Source organism: Acrocarpospora macrocephala (genome assembly GCF_009687865.1).
Lineage (GTDB): Bacteria > Actinomycetota > Actinomycetes > Streptosporangiales > Streptosporangiaceae > Acrocarpospora > Acrocarpospora macrocephala.
Window position 1 is genome coordinate 36,417 of the sequence record NZ_BLAE01000073.1, and the last position, 24,239, is coordinate 60,655.

Consider the following 24,239-nt stretch of genomic DNA (forward strand, 5'->3'; position numbering starts at 1 on the left):
TCACTTTCCGGCGGTGAGATGCGTCACGAACCACTCGGTCGCGTGACCGGCGGCCACCTCGAGCTTGCCGCGATCGCTGTAGAGCGTCATGTGCGTCGTGTGAGGCAAGATCTCCAGCCGCTTGGCGGGCGACGGGATCTCGTTGAACGCCTCGATCTCAAGGTCCCAGAGCGTCAGGTCGTCCCCCTCTGCCGCGATCATGAGGACGGGGGTCTGGAGCAGGCGGCCGAGGAACGGGCCGACGTGGTACTCCATGAGCAGCGCCACGGACTCGACCGTGCTGCGGTTCTCGTACCCGGGCGCCTCACTGGCCTTGAGCGCGGCGAAGGTCTCGTAGGTCTCGGGGAACGGCCAGGCGGATATCTCCTCGTGCGGCACCGCGGAGGCGTGCGCGAGGTAAAGCTGCTTGTCGGACGAGCCGGCGCGCAGCCGCCGATCCTCCTCCACCAGGCTGAGCAGCTTGCGGAAGCCGACCGTGCCGTGGACCCGCCGCATGTTGCGGTAGCCGTCGATCACCGGGATCTGGCTGACGATCACCTTGATCCGGGGATCGATGGCGCCCAGGATCAGCACGTGACCGCCCGAGTACGAGATGCCCCAGACACCGAGACGGTCACTGTCCACGTCGGCGCGGGTCTCCACGTAGCTCAAGGCGCTCTGATAGTCGCGGATCTGTGCCCAAGGGTCGAGATGCTGGCGGTTGCCGCCGTCGGAGACGCCGAGGTTCCGGTAGTCGAAGACGAGGGCGTTGACGCCTCCGGCCGCGAAACGCTCGGCGTAGTACGGCATCACGAGTTCCCGCACGTAGCACCAGCCACCAGCCAAGATGACCGTCGGCGCGGGGCCTTCGGCGCCCGACGCGGGATAGAACCACCCGCGGACCGTCTCACCGCAACTGTCGAACTCGATGTCTTCGCGTGTCATATCTCTCCTAGTGATGTGTCGCGATGCCCGCCGCCAAGGCCCGCAGCTCACGCCGCAGAACCTTGCCTGACGTGGTCTTGGGCAAGTCGTCCAGCAGGTGGATCACCCGCGGGTACTTGTACGCGGCCATTCGGGCGCGGCAGTGCTCGACAAGCTCGTCAGGTGCGGCGGACACGCCCGGCTTGAGGCTCACGAAGGCCGCCACCGTCTCACCGCGGTACGGGTCCGGAACGCCGATCACAGCGCACTCGTGCACCGCCGGGTGCTCATAGAGGACGTCCTCCACCTCGCGCGGCCACACCTTGAACCCCGACGCGATGATCATGTCCTTCAACCGGTCGACGACGAAGAGCCACCCGTTCTCGTCGACGAATCCCACGTCGCCGGTCCGCAGCCAGCCCGCACGGATCGCGGCGGCCGACTCGACCGGCTTCGCCCAGTAACCGTCCACGACGCCCGGTCCGGAGATCTCGATCTCTCCCGGCTCGCCCGGGCCGAGAGCCAGCCCGGCCTTGTCCACGACCTTGACGGAAACGCCGGTCACGGGAACGCCGACGCTGAGCGTCCCGGAGCCGGGGTCCACGGCCGGGTCGACCCCTGCCGGCACCAGATGACTCGAGGACGTGGTCTCGGTCAGCCCGTAGGTAGGCGTGATGGAGATCCCGAAACGCTCGCGGAAGGACTCGACCACCGCTCTGGGCACGGGCGCCCCGCCGGATACCACCTGGCGCAGCGAACGGAGACTCTCCGGACGCACGGCTGGCGTCCTGAGGAACGACGTGAAGACGGTGATGGCGCCGACCGTGAAGGTGCATGACCGGTCCTCGCAGAGTTCCGCCATCACCTCCGGGTGGAACCGGTAACCGAGCACCAGGGGCATGGGAGTAACGAGACAGACGCCCACGTGCGCGATGAGTCCCGTGATGTGACCGAGCGGCGAGACCGCCAGCACGGAATCCGACGCACCCAGGTCGAACCAGTCCCGGAAGAGGCACGCCTGGTGGAACGCGCCCGCGTGGGTGACCCGCGCGCCCTTCGGCGGACCGGTCGTTCCCGACGTGTACGGCAGAATGGCCAGGTCACCGGGACGAATGCGGAACTCGTGCACGCGCGCGTCCACGGTGGCCGTCAACTCATCGAGACCGACCAAGCGCGCGCGACCGGCGTACGGCTCGCTGACCGGACCCGGCAGGCTCAGCCGCGGCTCACGCCGCTGGGCCAGTCCCCAGCCTTCCGTCACGACGATGAGGTCCAGCGCGAGCCGGCTGAGCCCGGCATCGGCGGTGGACGGATGGCAGATCAGTACCCGAGCCCCGCAGTCGTCGATGACGGCGGTGAGCTCGCGTGCGGTGTACATGGGGTTCAACGGCACTACGACGGCGCCGAGCTTCCAGGTCGCGATCACCGAGGCGACGTACTCGGGGACGTTCTGCAGCATGATCGCTACGCGGTCACCCTTTCGCACCCCACCGTCCTGAAGGCCTGTCGCGATCGCGTCGGCCCACCGGTCCAGAGATCGCAGACTCACGTCCCGCCCGAAATAGTGGACCGCCGTACGGTCAGGAGCCGCTTTGAGAGCAGCCGCGAAGCTCGAAGGAATGGTGCCGGAGTCCGAGGCCATCCCGTCCGAATCATGCATTGATGTCCTCGATTCGAGCAGTTTCAGGTGTCTTGACGCCCGAGGCAATGCCATGCTGGCACACGATTCAATCGTTTGCAAAGCTCTGTCCGGCGAAGGTAGTGTGCGGACCGCCCGCCCATGACGGCCGGTTGGACCGCCACTGACATTGAGGAGTTGTCATCCCAAGGGTGATCTACGTCCAAGCAAACGGGCATCGCCAGGTGACCGACATCCAACCGGGCGAGTCCGTGATGTCGAACGCCATCGCCCATGGCATCGAAGGCATCGTCGGTGAGTGCGGGGGCTTCCTGTCCTGTGCGTCCTGCCACGTCTACGTGGTCGGCACCTTGGACGGACTGCCGCCATTGGGCGACCTCGAGGACGCCATGCTCGAGGGGACCGCCGCCCCGAGGCGTGATTCGTCCCGCCTCGGCTGCCAGCTGTTCATCGAACCCCCGCGAGACGGGGTCGAGATCGAAGTGCCACCCGCGCAATGAGCTCTCAACGGGCCCTGGTGATCGGGGCGGGTCAGGCTGGTCTCCAGCTCGCTGAGAGCCTTCGTGCGTTCGGCTTCGAGGGATCCGTCCTGCTGGCCGGTGCCGAGAAGGGGCTTCCTTATCAGCGGCCGCCGCTGTCCAAGGAATTCCTGCTCGCCGAGTCCGTGGCGCCCACGGTTTTTCGATCGGGAGAGTTCCTGGAGAGCCGCGGGATCACACTGCTGGACGGCCATCGCATCGTTTCGGTCCGAAGGGACGCGGGCGGCGGCGAGGCGCGGGACTCGACGGGAAGGACCTGGGCCTTCACCCATCTCGCGCTCACGACAGGCGCCTGCAGCCGGGTGCTCGACCTGCCCGGCGCCGACAGCCCGGCCGTCCACTATCTCCGAGATCTGGCGCACGCGCGTCGGCTCGGGAACGCCGCGAGATCCCCTCGGGTCCGGCGAGTCGCCGTCATCGGTGGCGGGTTCATCGGGCTCGAGCTGGCCGCGGCGATGACGGCGCTGGGGAAGAGCGTGACCGTTCTCGAGGTGGCGAAGACGGTCCTGGCCCGCGCCGTCGATCAGCGCATCTCCCGGTACGTCGAGGGGGCGTTGCTCAACCGCGGTATCGACCTGCGGTGCGGTGTGCAGCCGGTTGCCGTGCTCGACTCTCCCGGCAGGGCGACCGAGGTGCTGCTCGGCGATGGCACCACCGTGTCGGCTGATCTCGTCGTCGCCGGGGTCGGCGCGACTCCCCGGACCGAGATCGCGGAGTCGCTGGGCCTCGCCTGCGCTCCTGGCATCGTGGTCGACGGCCGGAATCTCGCCAGCGACAATCGCACGGTTGCCGCAGGCGACTGCACGCAGCCCGAACGTTCGCTCTTCAATCCCTTAGGGCTTCGCCTGGAGTCGGTCAACAACGCCGTCACGCAGGCTCGAGTCGGAGCGGCGACCCTTGCCGGGGTGGAGCCTCCGCCGCCGTCCGTGCCGTGGTTCTGGTCAGTTATCGGGGATATCCGGCTGCAGATGGCCGGTATGCCCTCTCCAGGGGCGACTGCGGATGTTCAGGGAGATCCGTTGTCCGGGAGTTTCTCAATCGTGTTCCACCAAGGGGCCACGCTGGTGGCTGTCCAATGCGTTAACGACCCGGCACGTTTCGCGGCTGGCCGGAAAGCTATCCAGCGCGGAAGCGTAATCCGCCCCGGACAGAAACCATGAGGTCGACGAGCCCGTCGGCTACAGGCTATTCAACGGACCACAGCCGAGTTGGCGGTGACCACGACTAGCCGCAGCCCCGCTAGCCGTGTCCGGTCTTGTCCTGAGCTTGTCCTGTTCTGTCCTGAGCTTGTCCTGTTCTGTCCTTAGCTACCCCGTGGGCCTCGACCTCCAGCTCACGGCCCTCTCAAGGTGGGACTCAAGTACGACGCCGGACCGTCCGCAGAAGTGATTTCCGCGAACCGGTCTGACGGGGCTGACGTGACCTCACCTGGGGAGTGGACCTGTGACGCATCCCTACCTGCGCAAGCACAAGCGGCCTGTGTTCTACGGGCCCATGGCGCGATTGCTCGACATGCTCAACGGACGCCGGGACGGAGAGCTCGAAACCCCGGTGCTGCCCGACCTGCGGTATATGCACGTTGGGTCGACCGTGCGGTTCGCTCCCGGTGTCGAGTTCGGCGCTCAGGAAACGGCCGAAGTTGATCCGCCCTACGGCAGGCAGCAACTCGGTACGGGCATGAGCGCGGGCGGCCAGGCGGGGCCGCGTGAGGACACCGGCAGCGCGGGACCTGACGACACGAACCCTGCGCAACCTCATGACGTGGTCCACGAAGCCACGGATCTCGATGGTGAGGGTGCCCGGGACGCCGAACCTGAAAGCGGCGCTCGGGATGACATCGAGCCTGAAAGCAGCGCTCAGGATGACGCCGAGCGTGAAAGCAATGCCCGGGATGACACCGAGCCTGAAAGCAATGCCCGGGATGACACCGAGCCTGAAAGCAATGCCCGGGATGACGCCGAGCCTGAAAGCGATGCTCGGGATGACGCTGAGCCTGAAGGCACGGCTTCGATTACCAGAATCGAAGGTCCGGCTGACCTGCACATCATCGTGGATGAGGCCCCCACCGCTGTGAATGGCTTCGGCTGTGGGTCTGCCGGAGATTTCGAGCTGCGCACATTCTGGGTCTGCTATCTGCGTTCCCGTGCTGACGAGCAGGCCGCCAGCGAGTGGATCGACTGCCAGATTCATTGCGACAAGCTCCGGGAAGATCTCGCCGAAATCCAGGGGGAAATCGAAGAGGCCGTGGCGAGAGAGGCCTTCCTCGAGTCTCAGCTCAACCTCATCAGGAAGCGGATCGAGAGCCTGAATGACGACATCGCGCTGGGCGTGTTTCCCCCACGCCGAATCGGCGAGGACGGGCTGCCCGATGAACTCATCGTCCGGCGCCGGCAGCGAGAGCTCGCGAATGAACTGAAGAAAGCTCAGGGACCTTTCCACGAGGTGCGCCGGAGTCTGAACAAATCGCGCGGCAAAATTCGGCGACTGGCGGAGAAGATCAGAATCTGCCAGGAGGCATATCAGCTGCGCGTCCTCCGTATTTACGCGCATGCGCGAACGCGCGAGAACGTCTACTGGCTCTATCTGACCAGGTCTCATCCGTACGGCGCCGCGCTGAATTACTACCGTCCCGCACAGCCCGAAGTGCCCAGCTGGGTGCTGGAACCGCAGCGAGCGGTCGAGAAGAGGGTGATTTGATGGAAGTCTCATTGAGCCAAGCAAAGCCGCGTTGGCGTGCGGCTTCCTGGCGGAGCAAGCCTGGATGGTTCAGCTGGGGCCGCCGGTCCAAGCGCGCTGCCGACTCGCCGGAAGTGCCGCTGTTCCAGGCTCCCCCCATTGATGCGGCCAGCCTGCACACGTACCTCGCGCAACTGATCGAGCGCTTGGCCCCGGATGGGGTGGACGAGGGCACTGGTCCGATCTTCGACACCTTCATCGACGCGTTGACCGACCAGCTGATCACCGAGCTCCAGGTCAGTTATCAGCTCTATCTCGGACAATCCGCAGCCCTCGGCAAAGCAGGTGCCGCGGTGGCCGATTTCGCGTGGTGGAGCGCAATTCACGAAGACAACGTGCGGAATCTTCAGCAGATAAACCAGGCGGCCGAAATCGTCGTGCGCCGCCTGCTCGGCGACGGCGCTTCAGATCACTGAAAGGAGATCGAGAATGACGACAGAGCATCGCCTCCCGCCCAACCCAGGCGAGCCGGAGCGGGGAATGATCCCCAGCAGACCGCAATTTCCCGAACGCCCGTCCCGGCGGGGCACGGGCTACGAGGATCCCGCCTTGCTCGCCGGCCACTCAAAGGCGACTCTCCGCTACTTGATCGCCCTCTTCCTTGCCGCGCTGGCCGATCTCGGGCAGTTCCTTCCTGTCGTGGAGCGCGCACAGCCGGAGCTGACGGACTGGCAGGCGGGCATCCTCGTCACCGGGTTCATCGCGATGGCGCTGTTCGTCACCCACATGTCCGGGGTCCTGTTCCGCGAGGTCAAGGCCAGGAATCCGATTGCCCGGCGGATGGCCGCGTACTTCTGCCTGATGGCCTGGGCGGGGCTTGGCCTCACCGCATTCCTCGTACGGCTCTGGGTGCCGCAGACGGCCGGGAGCTCCCCATTGTTGCTGGACACCACGCTGACGACCGACTCAGATCACGACACCGCCTTCGCGAGCGCCGTGTTCTTCCTGGCGCTCTACCTGGTCACCGGAGTCGTCGCGATCATCGGCGCCTACCTGACCCACAATCCGTTACGCGCGGGCGCGCGCGAGACGCTGCGGGCCCGGCGCAAACGTACGCGGGAGGCCGCGAGTTCGGCGGCCAGCCTCGCGCTGGCCAAGGAGCAAATGCTGGCCATCGGCACGCAACAGGCGGCCAGCCTGGCGATCTACGAGCAGGCCCTTGAGTCGCGCCGGGCCTACGGGCGGCAACTCAAAGAGCTGGCCAAGCTGCTCGTGGCGATCCGCGCGCAAGATCCGGTGGTCACCGGATCGCTGTTCCAGAACCGTCCCCCCACCGGCCCGTGACAAGGGAAAAGGGAAATGAAAACGCCTCATCCGCGCAAGGTCACCGGGCTGCTGGCAGTGGCCGCCGTATCGATGGCGGCCACCGGTTGCACGGAAAGTGTGGCTTCCCCCAACCCGGACGGCTATCAGTGCGCCTACAACTACAACGCGCCGGTCGCCCTCGTTATCGGAGCTCGGGCCAACAGCCCCGAACCACAGCTACCCGCGAAAGCGCATGAACTCGTCTCCGCCGCCGCGGACAACGGTCAGCTCGTCACGATCGTGCGGATCGATGGAAACCCGAGGATCGTCTTCCAGAAACAGCTCAAACACACCGCACAAAATAACCAGGGCCGCAGGGACGAGTCGAACCGTTTCCTCGGGGAAATCCGCTTGGTGCTGCGTGGCACGCCCCCTTCCCCTTGGCTGCCGGTGGGCGCGGTGCAGCCCGAGGCCGACGTTTTATCTGCGTTCCGGCTGGGTGTGCGTGCGGTGCCCGCGAAAGGCACGGTCATCGTGGTCGATTCGGGCGTGCAGACCGTGGCGCCGCTCAACTTCCAGGGCGACGGCATGCTGACCGTAGAGCCGGCTGATCTGGTGGACTACGTCAAGCAGATCAAGTTGTTGCCCGATGCCAAAGGACGCCAGGTGCTGTTCTCCGGCTTGGGCGACACGGCCCTCCCGCAAGCCAAACTCGAGGCGTACCGAGCCAACATCGTGGCCCTCTGGCGGGGGATCGCGAAAGCGGGCGGCGCTTGCGTAGACGTCGATTCCCAGGCCACCACGCAAGACGCGCGGACCGGAGTCCCATCGGTCAGCGTGGTCAATCCGCCGCCTCCGCCGCCTCCGCCGACCCAACCGCCCCCGTGTTCCACGGTCGATCTGGCGGACAACAACAATGTCGGCTTCCTGCCGAACCAGGATGTGTTCCGGAATCCGAGGGGTGCCAGGGCCACCTTGAAAGAGCTGGCCGCGGCTCTTCTCAGCGACCCTCGGCAACATCTTCGGCTCACTGGAACGTCGGCCAACTTCGGGACCGAGGCCGGCCGGATCCAGCTCTCAAATGATCGCGCGAAAGCGGTGGAGAACGCCCTCGTCAACGACATGGGCGTACCCAGGGAGAGGATCTCCTCCACGGGTGTGGGCACCCATTTCCCCGGCTTCAAGGAGGACCACGGGCCCAACGGCGAGATGCTGTCCGCGGCGGCCGAGCAGAACCGCAAGGTCATCGCCGAACTGGTCTGCGAGCCCTGATGATCCCGCGCCGGCTGCCGGCGATCGGCTATGGGCCGTTCGCCCGGATGTCTGACTGGTATCAGGGGTGGCGGGATGGCCGGGCGGGCATTCCCGCCCGGCCTCCGCAGGGCGCTCCCCCGCGCCCGGTCAGCACGGGACATGTGGACATGCTGGTCCATCGCGCGCAGGACGCGCTCCACCACGAGCACCTTCACCTGCTGGCGGAGTGGGATGACCAGGAGGTCGACGGCGGTCGACGTGAGAACCGAGGCCTCGGCGCCGCCCGGATCAGGGCCTTGCGGATCTACGAACACACGAGCATGCGCATCGCCGCCTATCGCCGTTCGCTGGTGCGCTGGCACCGGCACGGCGTGTGGGTCAACGACGCGATGACGAAGGACCGGCTGGACCGGCCTAGCTGGGCGTTTCCGCTCCCTCTCGCCCCCTATGACGATCCGTCCCGCACAGCTGCGGGCCCGACCGGACCTGGATCGGGAAAGGTCACGCTACGCGGGCGCGTGATCTCTCTCCGGCCGGTGACCGTGTTCGGGTCCGCAGCTCCCCCCGCCGACGAGGTCCTCCCCACTCCCGGTCTGGCGCCCCGTCACTTCCGGCTGGAGCGCGCGGCGGATGGGGTACGCGTGCGTGGCTTCGGTTATGGTCACGGGCCCTACATCGATGGGCGGATCGCGCGAAACGCGGTGTTACGGCCGGGCGGGCACTTCGATGTGGGCGCGTTCCGCTACTGGCTGCTGGACGGCGGGGACGCCTTGCGGGAGATCCCGCTGGGCGCGGTGCCCGCGCGCGACGCCGACGAGGTCACGCTGACCGCGCGCCGCTGCGACCTGATCGTGTCCGAGGTGGACGCCAAGTTCAAGGACAAGCCCCGGCTGACGAGAATGTCGTTCGTTCAGCACGCCGGGGACCTGCTGGCGATCGTGGGGCCGTCGGGAGCCGGGAAGACTTCACTGTTCTGGGCTCTGCTGGGAGAGCTCCCGATCGCCTCAGGGGAGGTCTACTTCCGAGGTCTGGATCTTCGTAAGCACAGCGGCCAGATCCGCGAGCAGCTCGGCTTCGTGCCGCAGCATGACGACCTGCACACGACGTTGAGCACCCGCAGCCTGCTGCGCTACGCCTACCGGCTCCGCGCCGCCGGACGCGCGGGCAGCGACGCGCGCATCGCCGAGGTCTGCCGGCAGCTTCGCATCGAGAAGGAACTCGACAAGCCGCCCAGCCAGCTGTCGGGCGGGCAGCGGAAGCGTGTGTCGATCGCTTTGGAGCTGCTGGCGGAGCCTTCGCTGCTCATGCTGGACGAGCCGACCTCGGGACTGGACGTCGGTCTGGATCGAGAGGTCATGGCGGCGCTGCGGGACTACGCGGCGGCCGACCACGCGGTGATCATCATCACGCACTGGCCTAACCATTTGTCGATCGCTCAGCAGGTGCTGGCGGTGGCCGAGGAGGGACGCCCCGTCTATTCCGGGCCCCCGGACGGGTTGTGCCCCGCGCTGGGCGGAGCCGATCACGCCGACGTCATGGACGGCATCCGGGCCGACCCGCGGCCCAAGGCGGAGGCGTACGCGGCGAGTTCGGCGGCTACAGTCCGGGACGCGGCCCGACAGGCCCGGGCGGGCTCCGCTGCCGCCGCCTTGGTCCGCAGGAAGCGGGGTGCGCCGGCGGTGCTCGCCCATCAGCTGCCGGTGCTGATCGCCAGGCAGGCCGCGCTCGTGGCGGCTCGCGGCACTGCCAGGAGCCGCGAGACGCCGACGATCTCCGACTGGGTCAGGAGGGTGTGGAGCCGCGTCTGGCTGTGGGCCGTGCCGTTCGGCGGCGCGGTGCTCACCGCGCTGGCGGGCGACGCGAAGGGCCTGGGCGCGGGGGCGACGTCCAGTGCCGGGTCGCTGAATCTGCTCGTCACCTTCAGCATGTTGACGGGGCAGGCGTTGACCTACAGCGACCTGGTCACCGAGTTTCCGATCCTCCGGCGCGAGCATCGGACCGGCGTGCGGACCGCATCGGTCACGCTGTCCAAGTGGCTGGTCTACGCGGTGATCGCCATGGCGCAGGCGCTGGTGATCGTGTGGGGATTTACCCGGATACGGCCAGGTCCGGTCCACTCCGTGATGTTCAGTCCCGTGGTCGAACTGTGGTGTGATCTCGGGGCGATGACGATCACCGCCATGTCGCTTGGGCTGCTGATCTCCGCGGCGGTGAAAACGCTGAAGCAGGCCGTCAATGTGGTCACGTTCCTCACCATCGCGCAGATCGTGTTCAACGGGGTCACGAAGAACCTCTCGGATGAGCCGGTGGCGAGCGTGTTCGCCGCGCTGCTCCCGGCTCGCTGGGGTTTGGCCGCGGCCGCCGCCTCAATCGACCTGCGCGGAATCGGGCCCGGCGCCGCCCCCGACGCGCTGTGGCGGCACACCGCCGGCCAGTGGCTCTTCGACCTGGCCATGTTGGGCGTCATGTCCGCGACCTTCCTCGCGATCGCGACAGTGCTGCTGCGGCACCGCCTCACCACGCCGGACCGATGAGTTTCCTGGTTTCCGCACCAGATAGGCAACAAGGCAACCATCCGGACCGTCTCCCCGGGCACCAAGATGACGCCAGAAAGCGATCTGGCGTGACAGGGCTGATTGCGGGTCCTGAAGGACGGGGCGGGTGCGCATGCGAGCGAACGAGGTTGATCTCGACACCCTGAACACGATCAAGAGCAGGCCGGAATTCGGTGCCGCGTTACGTCGGCTGTTTCCGGAGGGCATGACGCTGCGGGCGATCGCAGACGAGCTTATAAAGCGGGACTCCATCCACGGCCGGACGAAAACAGCGATCGACAGTTGGTTCAAGGGGATATCCGTCCCCAAATCCCAGGCGCTGGACGTGATCCTGGACACCTGCGACGTCACCGATCCGGAGCTTCGGACCGCGTGGAAGAACGCCCGGGAACGCGCCTCTCGATGGAATCCGGTGCCTTGCCCCTTTCCCGGGTTCACGAGCTTCGTAGCGGCGGACGCCGAGCTCTTCATGGGCCGGGCGAGACTCACGCAGGAGCTGGTCACGCGAGTCACCGGACTGCGGGCGGCGGGCGGCGGACTGATTCCGGTGGTGGGGCCGTCCGGGTCGGGGAAATCCTCCCTGCTGCACGCGGGTCTGATTCCCGCGCTCGGGCCTACCTGGACCGTGACATCCCACACACCGAGGGAGCGGTTGGTCGCGGAACTGGCCGAGTCGCCCCGGACAGGTGGCGGTAAGCCGTACGAAAACCTCCTGCTGATCATCGATCAGTTCGAGGACGTCTACGCCACCGGAATCGCGGACCCCAATCGGGCAGCCCTCATCAACCGGCTGAGCGATATGGCCAAGGACGGGGCCGTGATCGTGCTGGGGGTGCGGTCCGACTTCCTGCCCCACCTGTTCTGGCCGGACGCGATGCTGCCGCTGCTGAACGGCCCGCTGTTCGGCATGGTGCCGATGAACCGGGACGAACTCCGCGAGGCGATCGAGGAGCCCGCCCAGAAGGCGGGACGCAGGATCCAGCCCGAACTGATCACCATGCTTCTCGACGAACTCGCGCATCCCACCAACACCGAGGCAGGGCACGAGGACGGCACGCTGCCGCTGCTGTCGCACGCGCTCCGCATGGCTTGGAATCGCAACCCCTCGCCAGGGGAGGTGACCGTGACCGATTACCTCGCCGCCGGAGGTCTCGCCGGCGCGGTCAAGGACGCGGCCGACCAAGCCTACGATCAGCTGAACTCCGCCCAGCAGGCCGTGATCCGGGACCTTTTCCTCCGCATGATTCATGTCACGAGCGAAGGCCCGGTAGTCCGGCGCAGGCTCCTGCTCAACGAGATTCCCAGCTATCCGGGAGTGACCCCAGACGAACTCAATGACGCGCTGGAGGAGTTCGTCGACCAGCGTTTCGTCACGCGGGACGACAAGGGCATGCAGATCAGCCACGACGCGCTGATCAGGGAGTGGCCGCGGCTGCGCGCGTGGATCGACAGCGACCGGATCGGCCTGATCATCGCCCAGGACCTCACCGTGGCCACGCACAAATGGGCACAGCACGAGCACGCGTCAGACGCGCTGTATCAGGGCGTCGTCCTGCGCGGCGCCGTGGAGTGGGCCGAGGCGCGCGGCCATGCGCTCACTCCGCTGGAGCGGGAATTCCTGCGCGCGAGCTCCCGCAGGGAGCGGTCGCGGCGGCGCATCCTGCGCTCGGCGGTGAGCCTGCTCACCACCCTCTCCATCGTCGCGACGAGCGCGGGATGGGTCGCCTTCCGCGAGCGGAATGAGGCGATCAAGCAAGGTGCGCAGGCCAGCCATAAAGGCGCGCTGGCGGAGTCACAGCTGATGGCGACCCGCGCCGGGGCCCTGTATGGGACGGATCCCGCGCTGGCCGCGCAGTTCAGCCTCGTCTCCCGGCGGATCGCCGACACCGAGGCCGCCAGGTCTCGCGTGCTGGACGCGTCCGCCGCCCCGGCGGTGACGCGGATGGTGGGCCCTGGCGGGCTCACCCACGCGGTCGCGCTCGGGCGTGGCATCGTCGCCGCCGGCGGGGAAGACGGCAAGATCTGGCTGTGGGACCTGGCCCAGCCCGGGCGTCCGGTCCTGATCGGCACGCCCATCGACAACGGCACACCCAACGTGACCACGCTCGCCTTCGACCCCGCCAAGCGCTATTTGGCCAGCGGCAGCGGAGACGGCGTGGTCCGGCTATGGGACCTCCAGGATCCGGCGCATCCCGTCGCCGCGGGGACGGCTCAGACCGGATCACCGCTTGCGGTCAACTCGGTCGCGTTCGGCCAGGACGGGCGGATGCTCGCGGCAGCCGGCTCCGATGGCCAGGTACGGCTCTGGCGCCGGGATCGGCTCGACCGGCCCACGACGCTACAACGACCGGCGGACGCGACGCGCGCCGTCGCGCTGAACTCTGTCAGGTTCAGCCCGGACGGCCACACGATCGCAGCGGTCGGGGAAGACGGGCTGGTCTGGCGCTGGGATATCTCCGGCGACCAGGTCGGATCCTCCCTGGGCGGACCGGGCACAGCGTTATGGTCGGTCGCGTTCAGCAAGGACGGGCGGATGCTCGCCGCAGGAGGGACGGACGACAAGGTCTGGCTGTGGGATCTCACCGACTCCAAGCCGGCGCCCATGCGCGAGCCGTTGACCGGTCCGACGAGCTGGGTGTACTCCGTGTCCTTCACCCCGGACGGCCGCGGCCTGATCGCCGGATCCGCCGACACGCACGTCTACATGTGGGACCTCGCGACCCGGCAGATCGTCGCCGAACTGCCCCACCCCGACGTCGTCACCTCCGTCGCGCAAGAGGTGGACGGCCAGCTGGCGTCGGGCGGCGCGGACGGCGTGGTACGGCTCTGGACGCTGCCCGGTCCAGTGCTGAGCGGGTCGAGCCCGATCTTCACGCTGGCCTTCGACCCCAGCGGTGAGTCACTCGCGGCCGCGTCCGGCGACACGAAAGTGCGCCTGTGGCGGACGGCGAAGCCGGGAGAGCCGATCCGGCTCTGGGATCCCGCGATTGCCGGAAGCCCGGCTCAAGGGCCTCCAGCGCAAGGCCAGCTCTCTGATCCGCATCTGGTGGGAACGCTCGCTTACAGCTCGACCGGGTGGCTCGCGGCCGGCCGCAATGACGGGACCGTCGCGTTGTGGAACGCGAAGCACCCCGGCGATCCGGTGGTCCCGGCGAGCAATCTGAGCGGCGTCATCGACGCGGTGGCATTCAACCCGGAGGGCACGGTGCTGGCTGCGGGCAGCAGGATGGGCGGCGTGCAACTGTGGGACACCCGTGATCCGGCGAACATCCGGCTTCTCGGCAAGCTGGAGGCTCCGGGCGGGGTGATATCCCTCGCTTTCACCCCGGATGGCCGTACTCTGGCCGCGGCGTCCCACCAGAGCATTCTCCTGTGGAATGTGCGGGATCCCGCGAAACCCGAAGCCATCGCCGTCGCGCCAAGCAACTCGAAGTACACCTTCAACCACGTGGCATTCAGCGACGACGGGCGGGTGATGGCCGCGCCGCTCAACCACTGGGTGCGGCTGTGGGATGTCACGGATCCTAGCTCTCCGCGCCAGCTCGGCAAGGACCTCTCCATCGGGCCGAAGGGGCAGGTGCAGGCCGTGGCGTTCGGCCCGGATCGGCTGCTCGCCGGGGCCGCCTCCGACGGAACCGTGCCGGTCTGGCAGGTGCCCGCCGGCGGGGCGCCGAGCACGGTCGCGGTGCTGTCCGGACCTAGCGGCACCGTCTTCTCCGTGGCCTTCGCCCCGAAGGGCAGGGCGCTGGCCGCTGCGGGGATGGACGGCACCGTGCGGTTGTACAACCTCGATTTCGACGCCGTCGCCGCGTACATCTGCGCGATCAGCGGTGACCCGATCACCGTGCGCGAATGGCAGGATTACGTGTCGGACCCGTCGTCCCCCGACGCCCCCGGCCTGCCGTACAACCCGCCGTGCAGCCTGGGGGGCTGACGGTCACTCACCCAGCTTCCGCCACATCCAGGTGGGCAAGTGGACCAGAGCCGTGGAGATGCCCGCGCGCATATAGAGGTCGGTGAAACGGCCGACCGCGTCAGCCGCTGCCCGCCGGCTCGCGGCGAACATCTGCGCCGCGGCTCGGGTGTCGCCCGTCAGCTTGAGGGCCACGCCGTACTCCTGGCGGGTCTCGGCCGTGTGCGGATGCCCGGGACCGAGCACGGCGAGCTGTCCGTCCAGTGCCTGGGCGAAAAGGCCGCGCGCTGATTCCCAGTCGCCGGTCTGCTCGAACGTCTGCCCCAGCAGAAACATGGCGCGCAGGAGCAGGGGATGCCGGTTGCCCGCGTGCCGCCGGAGCAACGCGATCGTGCGGGTGAGTTCGGCGCGTCCCCGCTCCGGCTCGCCGCGCGAGACCAGCGCGTAGCCCAGGCCCACGGCCGCGCCCAAGGTCACCAGGTGATATTCGCCGTGGCTGCGGCGGTACTCGTCGCCGAGCCGGCGGAGCGACCGCTCCGCGCGTTCCCAGCCGCTGTGATCGGGACGCAGGTCGGTCAGGTGCGGGGTGAGCAGCGCCTCGGCCAGGACCTCCTGGGCCTCCGAGCACCGGCTGTGGTGCGGCAGATCCAGGTCCCGGTAGTGCCCGATCACGGACTCCGCCAGCGCGCGGGCGCCGGGCGAGTCGCCGAGCGCCAGCCGTACCCGGGCCAGTTCCAGCCGCGCCTGCTGGAGCCCGTCCGCCTCGACCGCATGCCGGGCCAGCAGGTTCCTGGCCTCGCGTTCGGCGTCGCGGAGCCGCCCGCGTAGCCGCAGACCGCGCAGATGGGCCAGTCCGGTCGCGAGCTCGGGCGGGGCGCTGAGCAGGTCAGCCCAGTACGGCTCGGCCTCGGCGAACCGGCCCAGGGCGTCCAGGGACGCGGCGTGGATGAGCAGGGCCTGCCGGCCCCGCACGCGCGTGGCGCGGGCGATCGCCATGTCGTAGGCGCCCGCCTCATAGTGCGCGCGAGCCGCGGCCAGGGCCAGGTCCGGATCATCCGGCCGGCCCTCGATCAGCCGGTCGCGGTACCGCGCGGAGGACACCGCCTCCCCACACGACTCGTAGTGGTCGGCGAGCAGCCGCAGGAGAGCTTCCGTCAGTTCAGCGGGTAGTTCGGCGCGCCCGGCCAGGACGTCCGCGTGCGGCAGCAACTCGCTCCGATCGGTCTCGGCCGCCAGCGTGGTCAGCGCGCGTGCCATCGCGAGCTCGGCTTGGGATTGGAGCGGTTGGAGGTAGCGCCGCGCCGCGTCCAGCACCAGCGGATGGATCTGCCAGGAGGAGCCCGTGCGGGTGGCGAGCAAGCGCCGCCGGAGACCTTCCAGCGCGGTGGCCACCGTCGCCTCGGGGCGCAGCGAACGGGCCGCCGAGTCGATCAAGCGGGCTGGCAGCGGGGCCGGCGCGACCGTCAGCGCGACCTCGATGATGAGCCGCTGCGTGTCGTCCAGGGCGAGCACCGCGTCATGGAACATGGCTGTGACCGGCTCCGGCACCGTATGGTCGGTCATCAGCCGGTCGGCGTAGTCCTGGTAGGAAATCAGCCCTTGCTGATCGCGGAGCTCCAGTCCGGCCAGCGCGGCGGCGTACGCGTTGCCGCCCAGGCGTCCCACGATCCGGTCCAGCGCCTCGACCTCGCCGGAATCCGTGGCGGGGCGGTAACCGCTCAGCAGCAGGCGCCCGTCGGCTGAGGTCAGCGGGCCGACTTCGATGCTGGTGACAGCTCTCCCGTACGGATTCTCGCGCGTGGTCAGCCCGTAGGCGAGGCTACGCGAGATGAGCACGGTCCGGATCCGCTGCTCGGCCGGGATGAGCAGCTGGTCGGCCACCTCTGGAGCCAGATCGGGCGGGACGTCGTCGATCACCCACAGGCTCGGCTCCGGCCTGGCGGCGAGATACTCGGCGAGGATGTGCGACAGCCGGCTCTGATCGGCTCCGGCGTAGTCAAGTCCCAGCATGTCGGCGATCGCCCGCAGCTCGACGGCGTATCTGGCGAGCGCGTCCCGCTCGGTGGCGCCCGTCAGGCGCAGCCAGTGGACACCGCCTCGGAAGGCGGCGCCGTACTGCCAGGCGTACGCGGCGACCAGCGAGGTCTTTCCCATGCCCGCGGCTCCGGCCACAGCCGCGACCGGACCGCAGGTGGGCTCGGTGATCGCGAGATCGCTGCCGTGCAGCGCGCTGTGCAGCAGCCACTGTTCCCGGTAGCGGCCGTGAAAGCCGGCCTGGCCTGGGGGCCTGCCGTACCAGCGCGGGCGGTCGTGGAAGGGGACGTCGCCGATGTGCCCGGAGATCGCGGCGACCCAGGACCGGATCCGATCCGCGAGCCGGCGCACTTCTTCCGCCGTGGTCGGCGCGAGCGCGAACCGGGCGTCCGCGACTTCCACCGGCAGAATGTGATCGGTCTCCTCCTCGGGATTGATCACGATGATCCGGCCGGCGGGGTTTCCCTCCCGTTGACCCGCGAGGAACGCCGAGGTGAGTTCCCACTGGCAGGCGGGTCTGACCGCGTAGGCCGCCGAGTAGTACGCCACCAGGGTCTTGGACGAACGCAGCGCCTGCTCGAGTCCGGCCGAGATGCTGGCGAAGTACCCCAAGCCGTCTTCGTCGATGAAGACACTGAGATCCTTTTCCAGCTCGCGGCAGAGCTTTCGAACAGGCTCCCGATCACAACCGGCCAGAGACATGAAGACGTCGTACGGCGGCTTACTGCCTTTTGGGGTCATAATCTATTTTAAGAGGATTTTGGGTTTTCGGTCCGTACGGTGGCGTTGGAAGGCCCACTATGGAAGGTCATCCGGCATTCGGTAATGAGTTGCGGCGAGTGCGGGAGGCCGCGGGCTTGTCACTGGCCGAACTGGGGAAATTGATCCACTACAGCAAGGGATATCTGAGCAAGATTGAATCCGGCGCCAGGCCGGCCAATCTCAAGCTGGCCTGGGCCTGCGACAACGCGCTGGGCACGGACGGCGCCCTGGCCGCGCTCGTCGATCTCCAACCGGCCAAGGAGAATCCTAAAGATCCAAAGCCCTTCTCCGGGCTACCTCCGGATTCCGTCCACTTCACCGGACGGGCCGAGGAGCTTCGGCGGGTCATTTCGATCCTCCGCTTTGAGCGGAATACCCCGGTTATCCCAAACATAGTGGTTGTGTCCGGTATGGCGGGCGTCGGCAAGACCGCTTTCGTGACTCGTGTGGCATATCGGATCGAGCGGAGCTTCCCCGGCGGATGCCTGTTCCTCGACCTGCACGGCTACAGCCCGACAGTTCCTCCGGTCACCCCCGCGGACGCGCTCGACCGGCTGCTTCGCCGCTTGGGCGTACCCGGAGAGCAGATCCCCGATCATGTCGACGACCGCGCCGCGCTGTACCGCGATCGGCTCATCGGGAAAAATATGATCATCGTGCTGGACAATGCCGTGAGCGCGGACCAGGTACGCCCCCTGCTGCCGGCCACGCCGGACTGCCGCGTGCTGATCACCAGCCGGGACCGCCTCCCCTCGCTGGACGACGCGTGCCATCTCACCCTGGACACGCTCCCCACGGCCGAGGCCACGGCCCTGTTCCGTTCGGTGGCCGGTCAGGACGCGCCGGACCGGGAGGAGATGATCGGGAAGATCGTCGAAGCCTGCGGGCGCCTGCCCCTCGCGGTCCGCATCATCGCGGCTCGATGCCGCGGCGGCAGCACCCGGAAGCTGGCGGACCTGAGCGCTCGCGTCGCCGACCGGCACAGCCGGCTCGACGAACTCGATGACGGCGAGCGCAGCGTCACGTCCGCTTTCACGGTCTCCCACGAGGGCCTGCCCGCCCGGCCACGGCGCGTCTTCGCGCTGCTCGGCCTGCATCCTGCCGCGGACTGGGACGCGTACGCCGTAGCGGCCCTCGCCGACCTGAGCGTGCCCGAGGCGGAACGCGACCTGGACCGGCTGCTCCGGGCCAACCTGGTGATCGAGGACTCGGCCGGCCGCTACCACTTCCACGATCTCGTCGGCCTCCATGCCCGCAGGCTCGCCCGATCGGTGATCCCCGAGCAGGAACAACGGGCGGCGGTCCAACGGCTGCTCGTCTTCTCCCTGGCCACCTTGGTCCAGGCTGACCGGGTCATCACACCCCATCGCTACCTGCCGCCCTCGGCCATCGTCGACAAGCCACCGGCGACCCCGGCCCTGGCCGGCTATCAGCAGGCCCTGGCATGGGCCGAAACTGAACGGACGAACCTGGTCGCACTCTGCCGCGCGGCGGTCGAGCTGAACCTCGACGCCTTCTGCTGGGAGATCGCATACCTGCTGCGTGGCTATTTCTTCCTCACCAAGCAGTGGGACGACTGGATCCAGACCCATACCCTCGCGATCGCCGCGGCACGACACTCGGGAAACCGGCACGCCGAGGCCAGGACGCTCAACAATCTGGGTCTCGCCCTGCTGGAGCGGGGCTCATTCGACGCCGCGGAACAGCACTATCAGAGCGCGCTGGAAATCTTCCGCGAACTCGGCGACGAGTTCGGGGAGAGCAATGCGCTGGCCAACCATGCCGCCGTGCTCTACTACCGCGGCGACCACGGCGCGGCACTGCTGGAGAACAAGAACGCCCTGGCCTTCTACGAACGGATGGGAATGCTCCGGAACGTGGCCATCACTCTGCGCAGTATCGCCTTGGTCGAGGTGGAGCTGGCCCGTTTCACCGAGGCGATCGAGCATCTTCATCGAGCCCTGCGCGTGTTCACCGAACTCGGACTTCATCTGGACGCCGCCATGGCGGAGAACTGCCTGGGCGAGACCTACCACCGCCTGGGCGACCTGAAGAATGCCCGGCATTGGCACCTCCAAGGCCTCGAGCACAGCCAGTCCTGCGGCAGCTCGTACGAGGAGGCACGCGCGCACGGACAACTCGGCAACCTCGCCGCGGATCAGGGAGACCGCGCCACCGCGACGCACCACTGGGAGCGGGCACTGCGCCACTACGCGGCTCTCCAGGCCCCGGAGGCCGAGAAAATCCGCCGCCGCCTCTCCGCCGGCAACCGCGAGATTCCGGTCGCGAATTGAGGTGCCGGATGCCAGGAACCGCTTCCCCGGCATCCGGCCGGTCCTCACGTCAGAGGCGCTGGAGCAGCTTCTCCATCTGGTCGATCTCTGCCTGCTGGCTCGTCTGAATCGTCTTGGCGAGCTCGATCGCCCGCGGGTTCTTGCCGTAGCCCTGTTCTTCGACCGCCATCTGGATCGCGCCCTGGTGATGGGCGATCATCATTTCGGCGAACAGCTCGTCGAACTCCGTGCCCCGAGCGGTCTGAAGCTTGACCATGTCCTCCTCGGTCATCATCCCGGGCATGCTGTGTCCGCTGTGCCCTCCTTCGGGGACAGCGGGCTTGCCCCATGCCGACAGCCAGCCGGTCATGGTCTTGATCTCCGGATCCTGCGCGGCTTCGATCTTCGCCGCCAGGTCCTTGACCTCCGGGTCGGCGGCCTGGGTCGCGGCGAGCTTGGCCATTTCGACCGCCTGCTCGTGGTGCGGGATCATCATCTGCGCGAACTGCACATCGGCGTCGTTGACGGTGACCGTGGACTGGGGGGACGCGGTTGCCGGCGGAGCGCTGGTCGCTCCGGGTTCAGCCATCGATCCCTCATCAGCCCCGCAGGCGGTGAGCAGGACGAGGGCACTGGCGCCCGCCGTGGCGGACAGCGCGAGACCGCGCAGGTCGGAACGGTTGATGAACATGACTATGTGGTCTCTTTCCGGTTCGTGAATCCTGTTATTTCGGCCATGTACGGGCAGACGCCTGTAAGCGCCCGCCATCGAGTCGGCCTAAATACGCAGAACCGAAAGACGTGCCAAGCGGAGAGCGGTTCTCTCCGGCGGTGGCCGGGCGGCCAACGGACCCGATGTACCGCTGGCCGCCGCGATCCCAGTGGCCAGCCGTGACCAGGTCGACGGCAAGCCGAGCAGCAGCGCGAGCACGGTCAGCACGGCCACGCACACCGAGGTGGGATCCGGCCCCGGCACCTGGCCGCCAGCCACAGAAATGCCATCCGCTGGTGGCCCGGCGAGGACAGGTGCTTCCAGGAATCCGTGAGGATTGACGGCATGCTCGGATACTGGGGGTAGCTCCGCGTGAGCATGCTCGGCGTCGATGTGCCCGAGCGTGTGCATCCCCAAGACGCCCAGGACCAGCGCGAGGAGCAGCAGCCAGCGCGACGCTTCTAGACGCCGAGCGGCCTGGCCGTCCATCGCTCCCCTGACGATCGCCTACTATCTGACTTAGTAGGTTGCTTCTCCTGAGAGTACCGGACGATTCCCGGCGCGTGCCGCGAACTAGAAGATCGACAGATGATGGCAGTGATGGGCCAGCAACGCCGTCACACCAGGGAAGGCGGCCACGATCGCCGGGCCCAGGAGCAGGGCGCCGATGGCCGCCAAGCCCGCCAGGCGTTCGCGCCGGCCCAACGGGCTGGCGGGACTGAGCATGCGGCGCACTCGGGTCAGTGCCGTCTCGCCGCCCGCGCCCAGCATGAAAGCCGGTGCCCGTCCGGTGGCCAGCCGTACCAGCGCGCCCGCGATGTGGATGCGAGCGTGGCGGCGGGCCGCGACGTCATCGGCGAGCAACTCGACCAGGCGCACCACTTCGCTCCTGGCCCGAATGAACAGGGGAAGCCGCGGAAACGCCCGCACCAGCGCCTCGACGATCGCGATGACCAGATGGTGGCGGCCTCGCAGGTGGGCCTGCTCATGAGCGAGAACGGCGGCCACCTGCTCGGGAGGCAGAGATTGGATCGCGCCGGTCGTGATGACCGCGCGTCCTTGCCGGCCGGGAAGGCAGTAGGCGGCAGGCACCTCGTGGTCGAGGACGACCGCGTCCAACTCGCCGTCATGACGGCCGAGGAGATTCAGCATGTCGCTGTGCTCACGTCGTTCACGCCCGGCCATGACCAGCACCGCCGCCGTGCAGTACGTCAACCTGGCCGCGATCAGTCCGGCACCGGCCAGAGCGGCGAGCAATCCAGGGAATGCCGGGACGGCGCCGTGGGAGAACATGGCGGCACAGGCCTGAAAGAAACCCGCCAGCCCGTGGGCGACCACCGAAGGCGGCACCGCGGCCGCCAGCGCGGCCAGTATCGCCGAAGCCACCGCCGACGCGCAGGAGGCCAGCCATACCCCCAGTGCCAGGCGGGGGGCACGTTCGGCCCATTCCCCCCAGCTCAGCAGGCGAGGCAGCACGATCACCGCCGCGGCGGCGTACCCGGCGAGAACAAGGGGGACGATCATGAGCGGCCCTGCGGCGGGTACACCTGGAGGGCAGCCTCCAGAGCGGCCGCTTCCTCGGGGGTGAGCCGTTCCAGGAAGTGGACCAGCGTGGCCGCCTGGTTACCACCCGAGGCGAGGGCTTCTCGCATCAGCTGGGCGGTGTAGGCCTCCTTGCTGGCCACCGGCTCATAGACGTACGCCCGGCCGACCGGCTTGCGACGGAGCAGCCCCTTGGTGTGGAGGTTGTCCATCACCGTCATGACGGTGGTGTAGGCGATCTCCCGCTCCCTGCGCAGCTCTTCGAGCACGGTCCGCACCGACGCCGGCCGGCGGGAGGCCCACAGCCGGTCCATGATCACTGATTCCAGGTCTCCCAGACCACGCATCGCCTGCCACACCCCCTGCCTCCGCTCTCGGAATGCTATCGAGCATCGTAGCTGCGCCGACTGACGGTTACACCTGCGATCAGGCGAACAGCCGATTCAGCTCTGCGATCTTCTGTACTATTCGCCCAAGTCGGGAATACGAGGAGAAATAGTAGTGGCTGTGTCGGTGAGACTTGGGCCAACGCCGGTGAGTTAAGGATCTAGATAAGCAACAAGGTCCCCGCGGGAGACTGGCTTCGACCAAGAGAACCATCGCCCTGGAGACCTCGTTGCCTGGCCATGCTGCCACCGTGGGTGCCACCCCTGCCATACCGTTGCTGTCCTTATCTGGCGAGCACCCCTTGGACCGTCTCGGTTTGGGGGCGGTGCCGGATCTGTTGCCGGCGCAATTGATCGATGAAGTAATCGCCGAATGTGGGCGACAGCAGCAACGAGTGCGGGCGCTACCCGCGCGGATCGCCTTGTACTTCACCCTGGCCTTGTGGTTTTGCCCTGGACAGGGATACGCCGAGGTGCTGCGGGTACTGTTCCGGCAGCTTCGACACCATCTGCGCGTCGGTCTTTGGCGCATTCCGACAGTCTCGGCGGCGGTCAAGGCCCGTGGGCGCCTGGGTCGGGAACCGCTCAAGGCATTGTTCAGGCGCTTGCGCGGGCCGCACGCCGACCCTAGCGAGCCGGGCATGTCGATGTTCGGCCTCGAACTGGCCCTGCTGAAGGTCTCGGTGGATGGCACCAGCCTGAACGTGGCCGACACCGCGGCCAACCGAGCCGCCTTCGGGGCACCGCCACGAAACGGGAAAGGAGCGACCGGTCCCTTCCCGAAGATCCGGCTGCTCACCCTGATCGCCTGCGGGACCCGGACGATCGTGGACGCCGTGTGGGGTCCCTTCGCCACCGGTGAGTTGACGCTCCTTGGCAAGCTGGTTGGCCTGGGGGCGCTGCGGCCGGGGATGCTGGTCTTGGCTGACCGCTACTTCTCCGGGTACCCCCAGGTCGCACAGGTGATCGCGGCCGGCGCCGACTTAATCTTCCGCGCCCAGAACAATCGCCGCTTGCCGGTGCTCGCCGAGTTGCCCGACGGCTCGTATTTGTCGGTGTTACCCGCAGCGAACCTGCCAAGCAAGGGCGACCGGCACCGGGCTGGCGGTGGGCATTGCCCCCGCTTGGGCCTGAAGAAGCGTCAGGCCAGGGGACTGCGGATCCGAGTCGTCGAAGCCGTCATCACCGTCGTTCCCGAGCAGGGCGAGCCCCGCGTCGAGTCCTACTTGCTGATCACCACCTTGCTGGATCCGGCGGTGGCGCCGGCCGAGAAGATCGCGGAGCTTTACCACGAAAGGTGGGAAAGCGAGACCGGCTATGCGGACCTAAAGACCTACCTGCGCGGTCGCCAGCACATCCTGCGCTCGAAGAGCCCGAATGGGGTGGCGCAAGAACTCTATGCGCTGTTGATCGTCTATCAGCTCGTCCAGATTACGCGGTGCCGAGCCGCTCGAGCCCACCCCGACCAGACCAACCTCGATCCTGACCGGGTCTCCTTCACCGTCACCCTGCGGGCGCTGGCCCGCAGTATTGGGGAGATCGCCGCACCCGGCCGTCTCCTGCGCGACGTCTTCGAGGAAGTCTGGGGACAGCCCTTACTCCAACGACGCGCCCGAGCCAAACCTCATGAACTCAAGGGCACGCCCGCCTTCACACGGGCCCTCCAGCGGACCCCGCCTGGCCGGGTCGCCTACAAGATCACCACACGAAAACCGCCAGTATCTTCGGCTTAACTCACCGGCGTTG

The 24,239-nt window shown here is 67.7% G+C and carries 17 protein-coding genes; 10 read left to right on the forward strand and 7 right to left on the reverse strand.

The window, feature by feature from the left end; genetic code table 11:
• Together Amac_RS44210 and Amac_RS44215 are read right to left on the reverse strand one after the other, a co-directional pair.
• Nucleotides 1-924 (reverse strand): alpha/beta hydrolase, encoded by a 924-nt coding sequence (locus Amac_RS44210; protein WP_155360437.1) that lies wholly within the window; start codon nucleotides 922-924, stop codon nucleotides 1-3.
• 7 nt (nucleotides 925-931) lie between these two features.
• Complete coding sequence (locus Amac_RS44215; RefSeq protein WP_218041661.1) at nucleotides 932-2,563, reverse strand: class I adenylate-forming enzyme family protein; 1,632 nt, start codon at nucleotides 2,561-2,563, stop codon at nucleotides 932-934.
• Between the two features lie 170 nt (nucleotides 2,564-2,733).
• Here Amac_RS44215 and Amac_RS44220 point away from each other — a divergent pair, with 170 nt between their 5' ends.
• From Amac_RS44220 to Amac_RS44255, 8 genes are all read left to right on the forward strand, one after another.
• Nucleotides 2,734-3,042, forward strand: a complete 309-nt coding sequence (locus tag Amac_RS44220) for a 2Fe-2S iron-sulfur cluster-binding protein (protein WP_281356407.1) — start codon at nucleotides 2,734-2,736, stop codon at nucleotides 3,040-3,042.
• On the forward strand, nucleotides 3,039-4,241 hold the full coding sequence (locus Amac_RS44225; RefSeq protein WP_155360440.1) for an NAD(P)/FAD-dependent oxidoreductase: 1,203 nt from the start codon (nucleotides 3,039-3,041) through the stop codon (nucleotides 4,239-4,241). Before Amac_RS44220 ends, Amac_RS44225 begins: the two co-directional genes overlap by 4 nt.
• A gap of 283 nt (nucleotides 4,242-4,524) precedes the next feature.
• Nucleotides 4,525-5,778: a prolipoprotein diacylglyceryl transferase gene (locus Amac_RS44230; protein WP_155360441.1), complete on the forward strand. Its 1,254-nt coding sequence runs from the start codon at nucleotides 4,525-4,527 to the stop codon at nucleotides 5,776-5,778.
• Complete coding sequence (locus tag Amac_RS44235) at nucleotides 5,778-6,233, forward strand: hypothetical protein (RefSeq protein ID WP_155360442.1); 456 nt, start codon at nucleotides 5,778-5,780, stop codon at nucleotides 6,231-6,233. The genes Amac_RS44230 and Amac_RS44235 overlap by 1 nt, the downstream gene beginning before the upstream one ends.
• 13 nt (nucleotides 6,234-6,246) lie before the next feature.
• Entirely contained in the window at nucleotides 6,247-7,101 is an 855-nt protein-coding gene (locus Amac_RS44240) for a hypothetical protein (protein WP_155360443.1), read from the forward strand.
• Nucleotides 7,102-7,116: 15 nt separating this feature from the next.
• Entirely contained in the window at nucleotides 7,117-8,334 is a 1,218-nt protein-coding gene (locus Amac_RS44245; RefSeq protein ID WP_155360444.1) for an OmpA family protein, read from the forward strand.
• Nucleotides 8,334-10,850: an ATP-binding cassette domain-containing protein gene (locus Amac_RS44250; RefSeq protein WP_155360445.1), complete on the forward strand. Its 2,517-nt coding sequence runs from the start codon at nucleotides 8,334-8,336 to the stop codon at nucleotides 10,848-10,850. The genes Amac_RS44245 and Amac_RS44250 overlap by 1 nt, the downstream gene beginning before the upstream one ends.
• A gap of 133 nt (nucleotides 10,851-10,983) precedes the next feature.
• On the forward strand, nucleotides 10,984-14,805 hold the full coding sequence (locus Amac_RS44255; RefSeq protein WP_246269091.1) for an NACHT and WD repeat domain-containing protein: 3,822 nt from the start codon (nucleotides 10,984-10,986) through the stop codon (nucleotides 14,803-14,805).
• 3 nt (nucleotides 14,806-14,808) lie between these two features.
• On the opposite strand, the gene Amac_RS44260 is transcribed toward Amac_RS44255, so the two are convergent.
• Entirely contained in the window at nucleotides 14,809-17,520 is a 2,712-nt protein-coding gene (locus Amac_RS44260; RefSeq protein WP_170322969.1) for a tetratricopeptide repeat protein, read from the reverse strand.
• 98 nt (nucleotides 17,521-17,618) lie between these two features.
• On the opposite strand from Amac_RS44260, the gene Amac_RS44265 reads away from it, so the two are divergent.
• On the forward strand, nucleotides 17,619-19,874 hold the full coding sequence (locus tag Amac_RS44265) for a helix-turn-helix domain-containing protein (protein WP_155360448.1): 2,256 nt from the start codon (nucleotides 17,619-17,621) through the stop codon (nucleotides 19,872-19,874).
• A 49-nt stretch (nucleotides 19,875-19,923) separates the two neighbouring features.
• Here Amac_RS44265 and Amac_RS44270 read toward each other — a convergent pair whose 3' ends face one another.
• From Amac_RS44270 to Amac_RS44285, 4 genes are all read right to left on the reverse strand, one after another.
• On the reverse strand, nucleotides 19,924-20,544 hold the full coding sequence (locus tag Amac_RS44270; RefSeq protein ID WP_174900301.1) for a DUF305 domain-containing protein: 621 nt from the start codon (nucleotides 20,542-20,544) through the stop codon (nucleotides 19,924-19,926).
• 87 nt (nucleotides 20,545-20,631) lie between these two features.
• Nucleotides 20,632-21,054 carry a DUF6153 family protein gene (locus tag Amac_RS44275; RefSeq protein ID WP_155360449.1) on the reverse strand — a complete coding sequence of 141 codons (423 nt, stop codon included), beginning with the start codon at nucleotides 21,052-21,054 and terminating at the stop codon, nucleotides 20,632-20,634.
• Between the two features lie 84 nt (nucleotides 21,055-21,138).
• Nucleotides 21,139-22,089: a M56 family metallopeptidase gene (locus Amac_RS44280; protein WP_155360450.1), complete on the reverse strand. Its 951-nt coding sequence runs from the start codon at nucleotides 22,087-22,089 to the stop codon at nucleotides 21,139-21,141.
• A complete protein-coding gene (locus tag Amac_RS44285; RefSeq protein WP_155360451.1) occupies nucleotides 22,086-22,454 on the reverse strand; it encodes a BlaI/MecI/CopY family transcriptional regulator in 369 nt (122 codons plus the stop codon). The genes Amac_RS44280 and Amac_RS44285 overlap by 4 nt, the downstream gene beginning before the upstream one ends.
• 290 nt (nucleotides 22,455-22,744) lie before the next feature.
• On the opposite strand from Amac_RS44285, the gene Amac_RS44290 reads away from it, so the two are divergent.
• Nucleotides 22,745-24,226, forward strand: coding sequence for an IS4 family transposase (locus tag Amac_RS44290; RefSeq protein WP_170322971.1), 1,482 nt, complete (start codon nucleotides 22,745-22,747; stop codon nucleotides 24,224-24,226).
• Nucleotides 24,227-24,239: the final 13 nt, after the last annotated feature.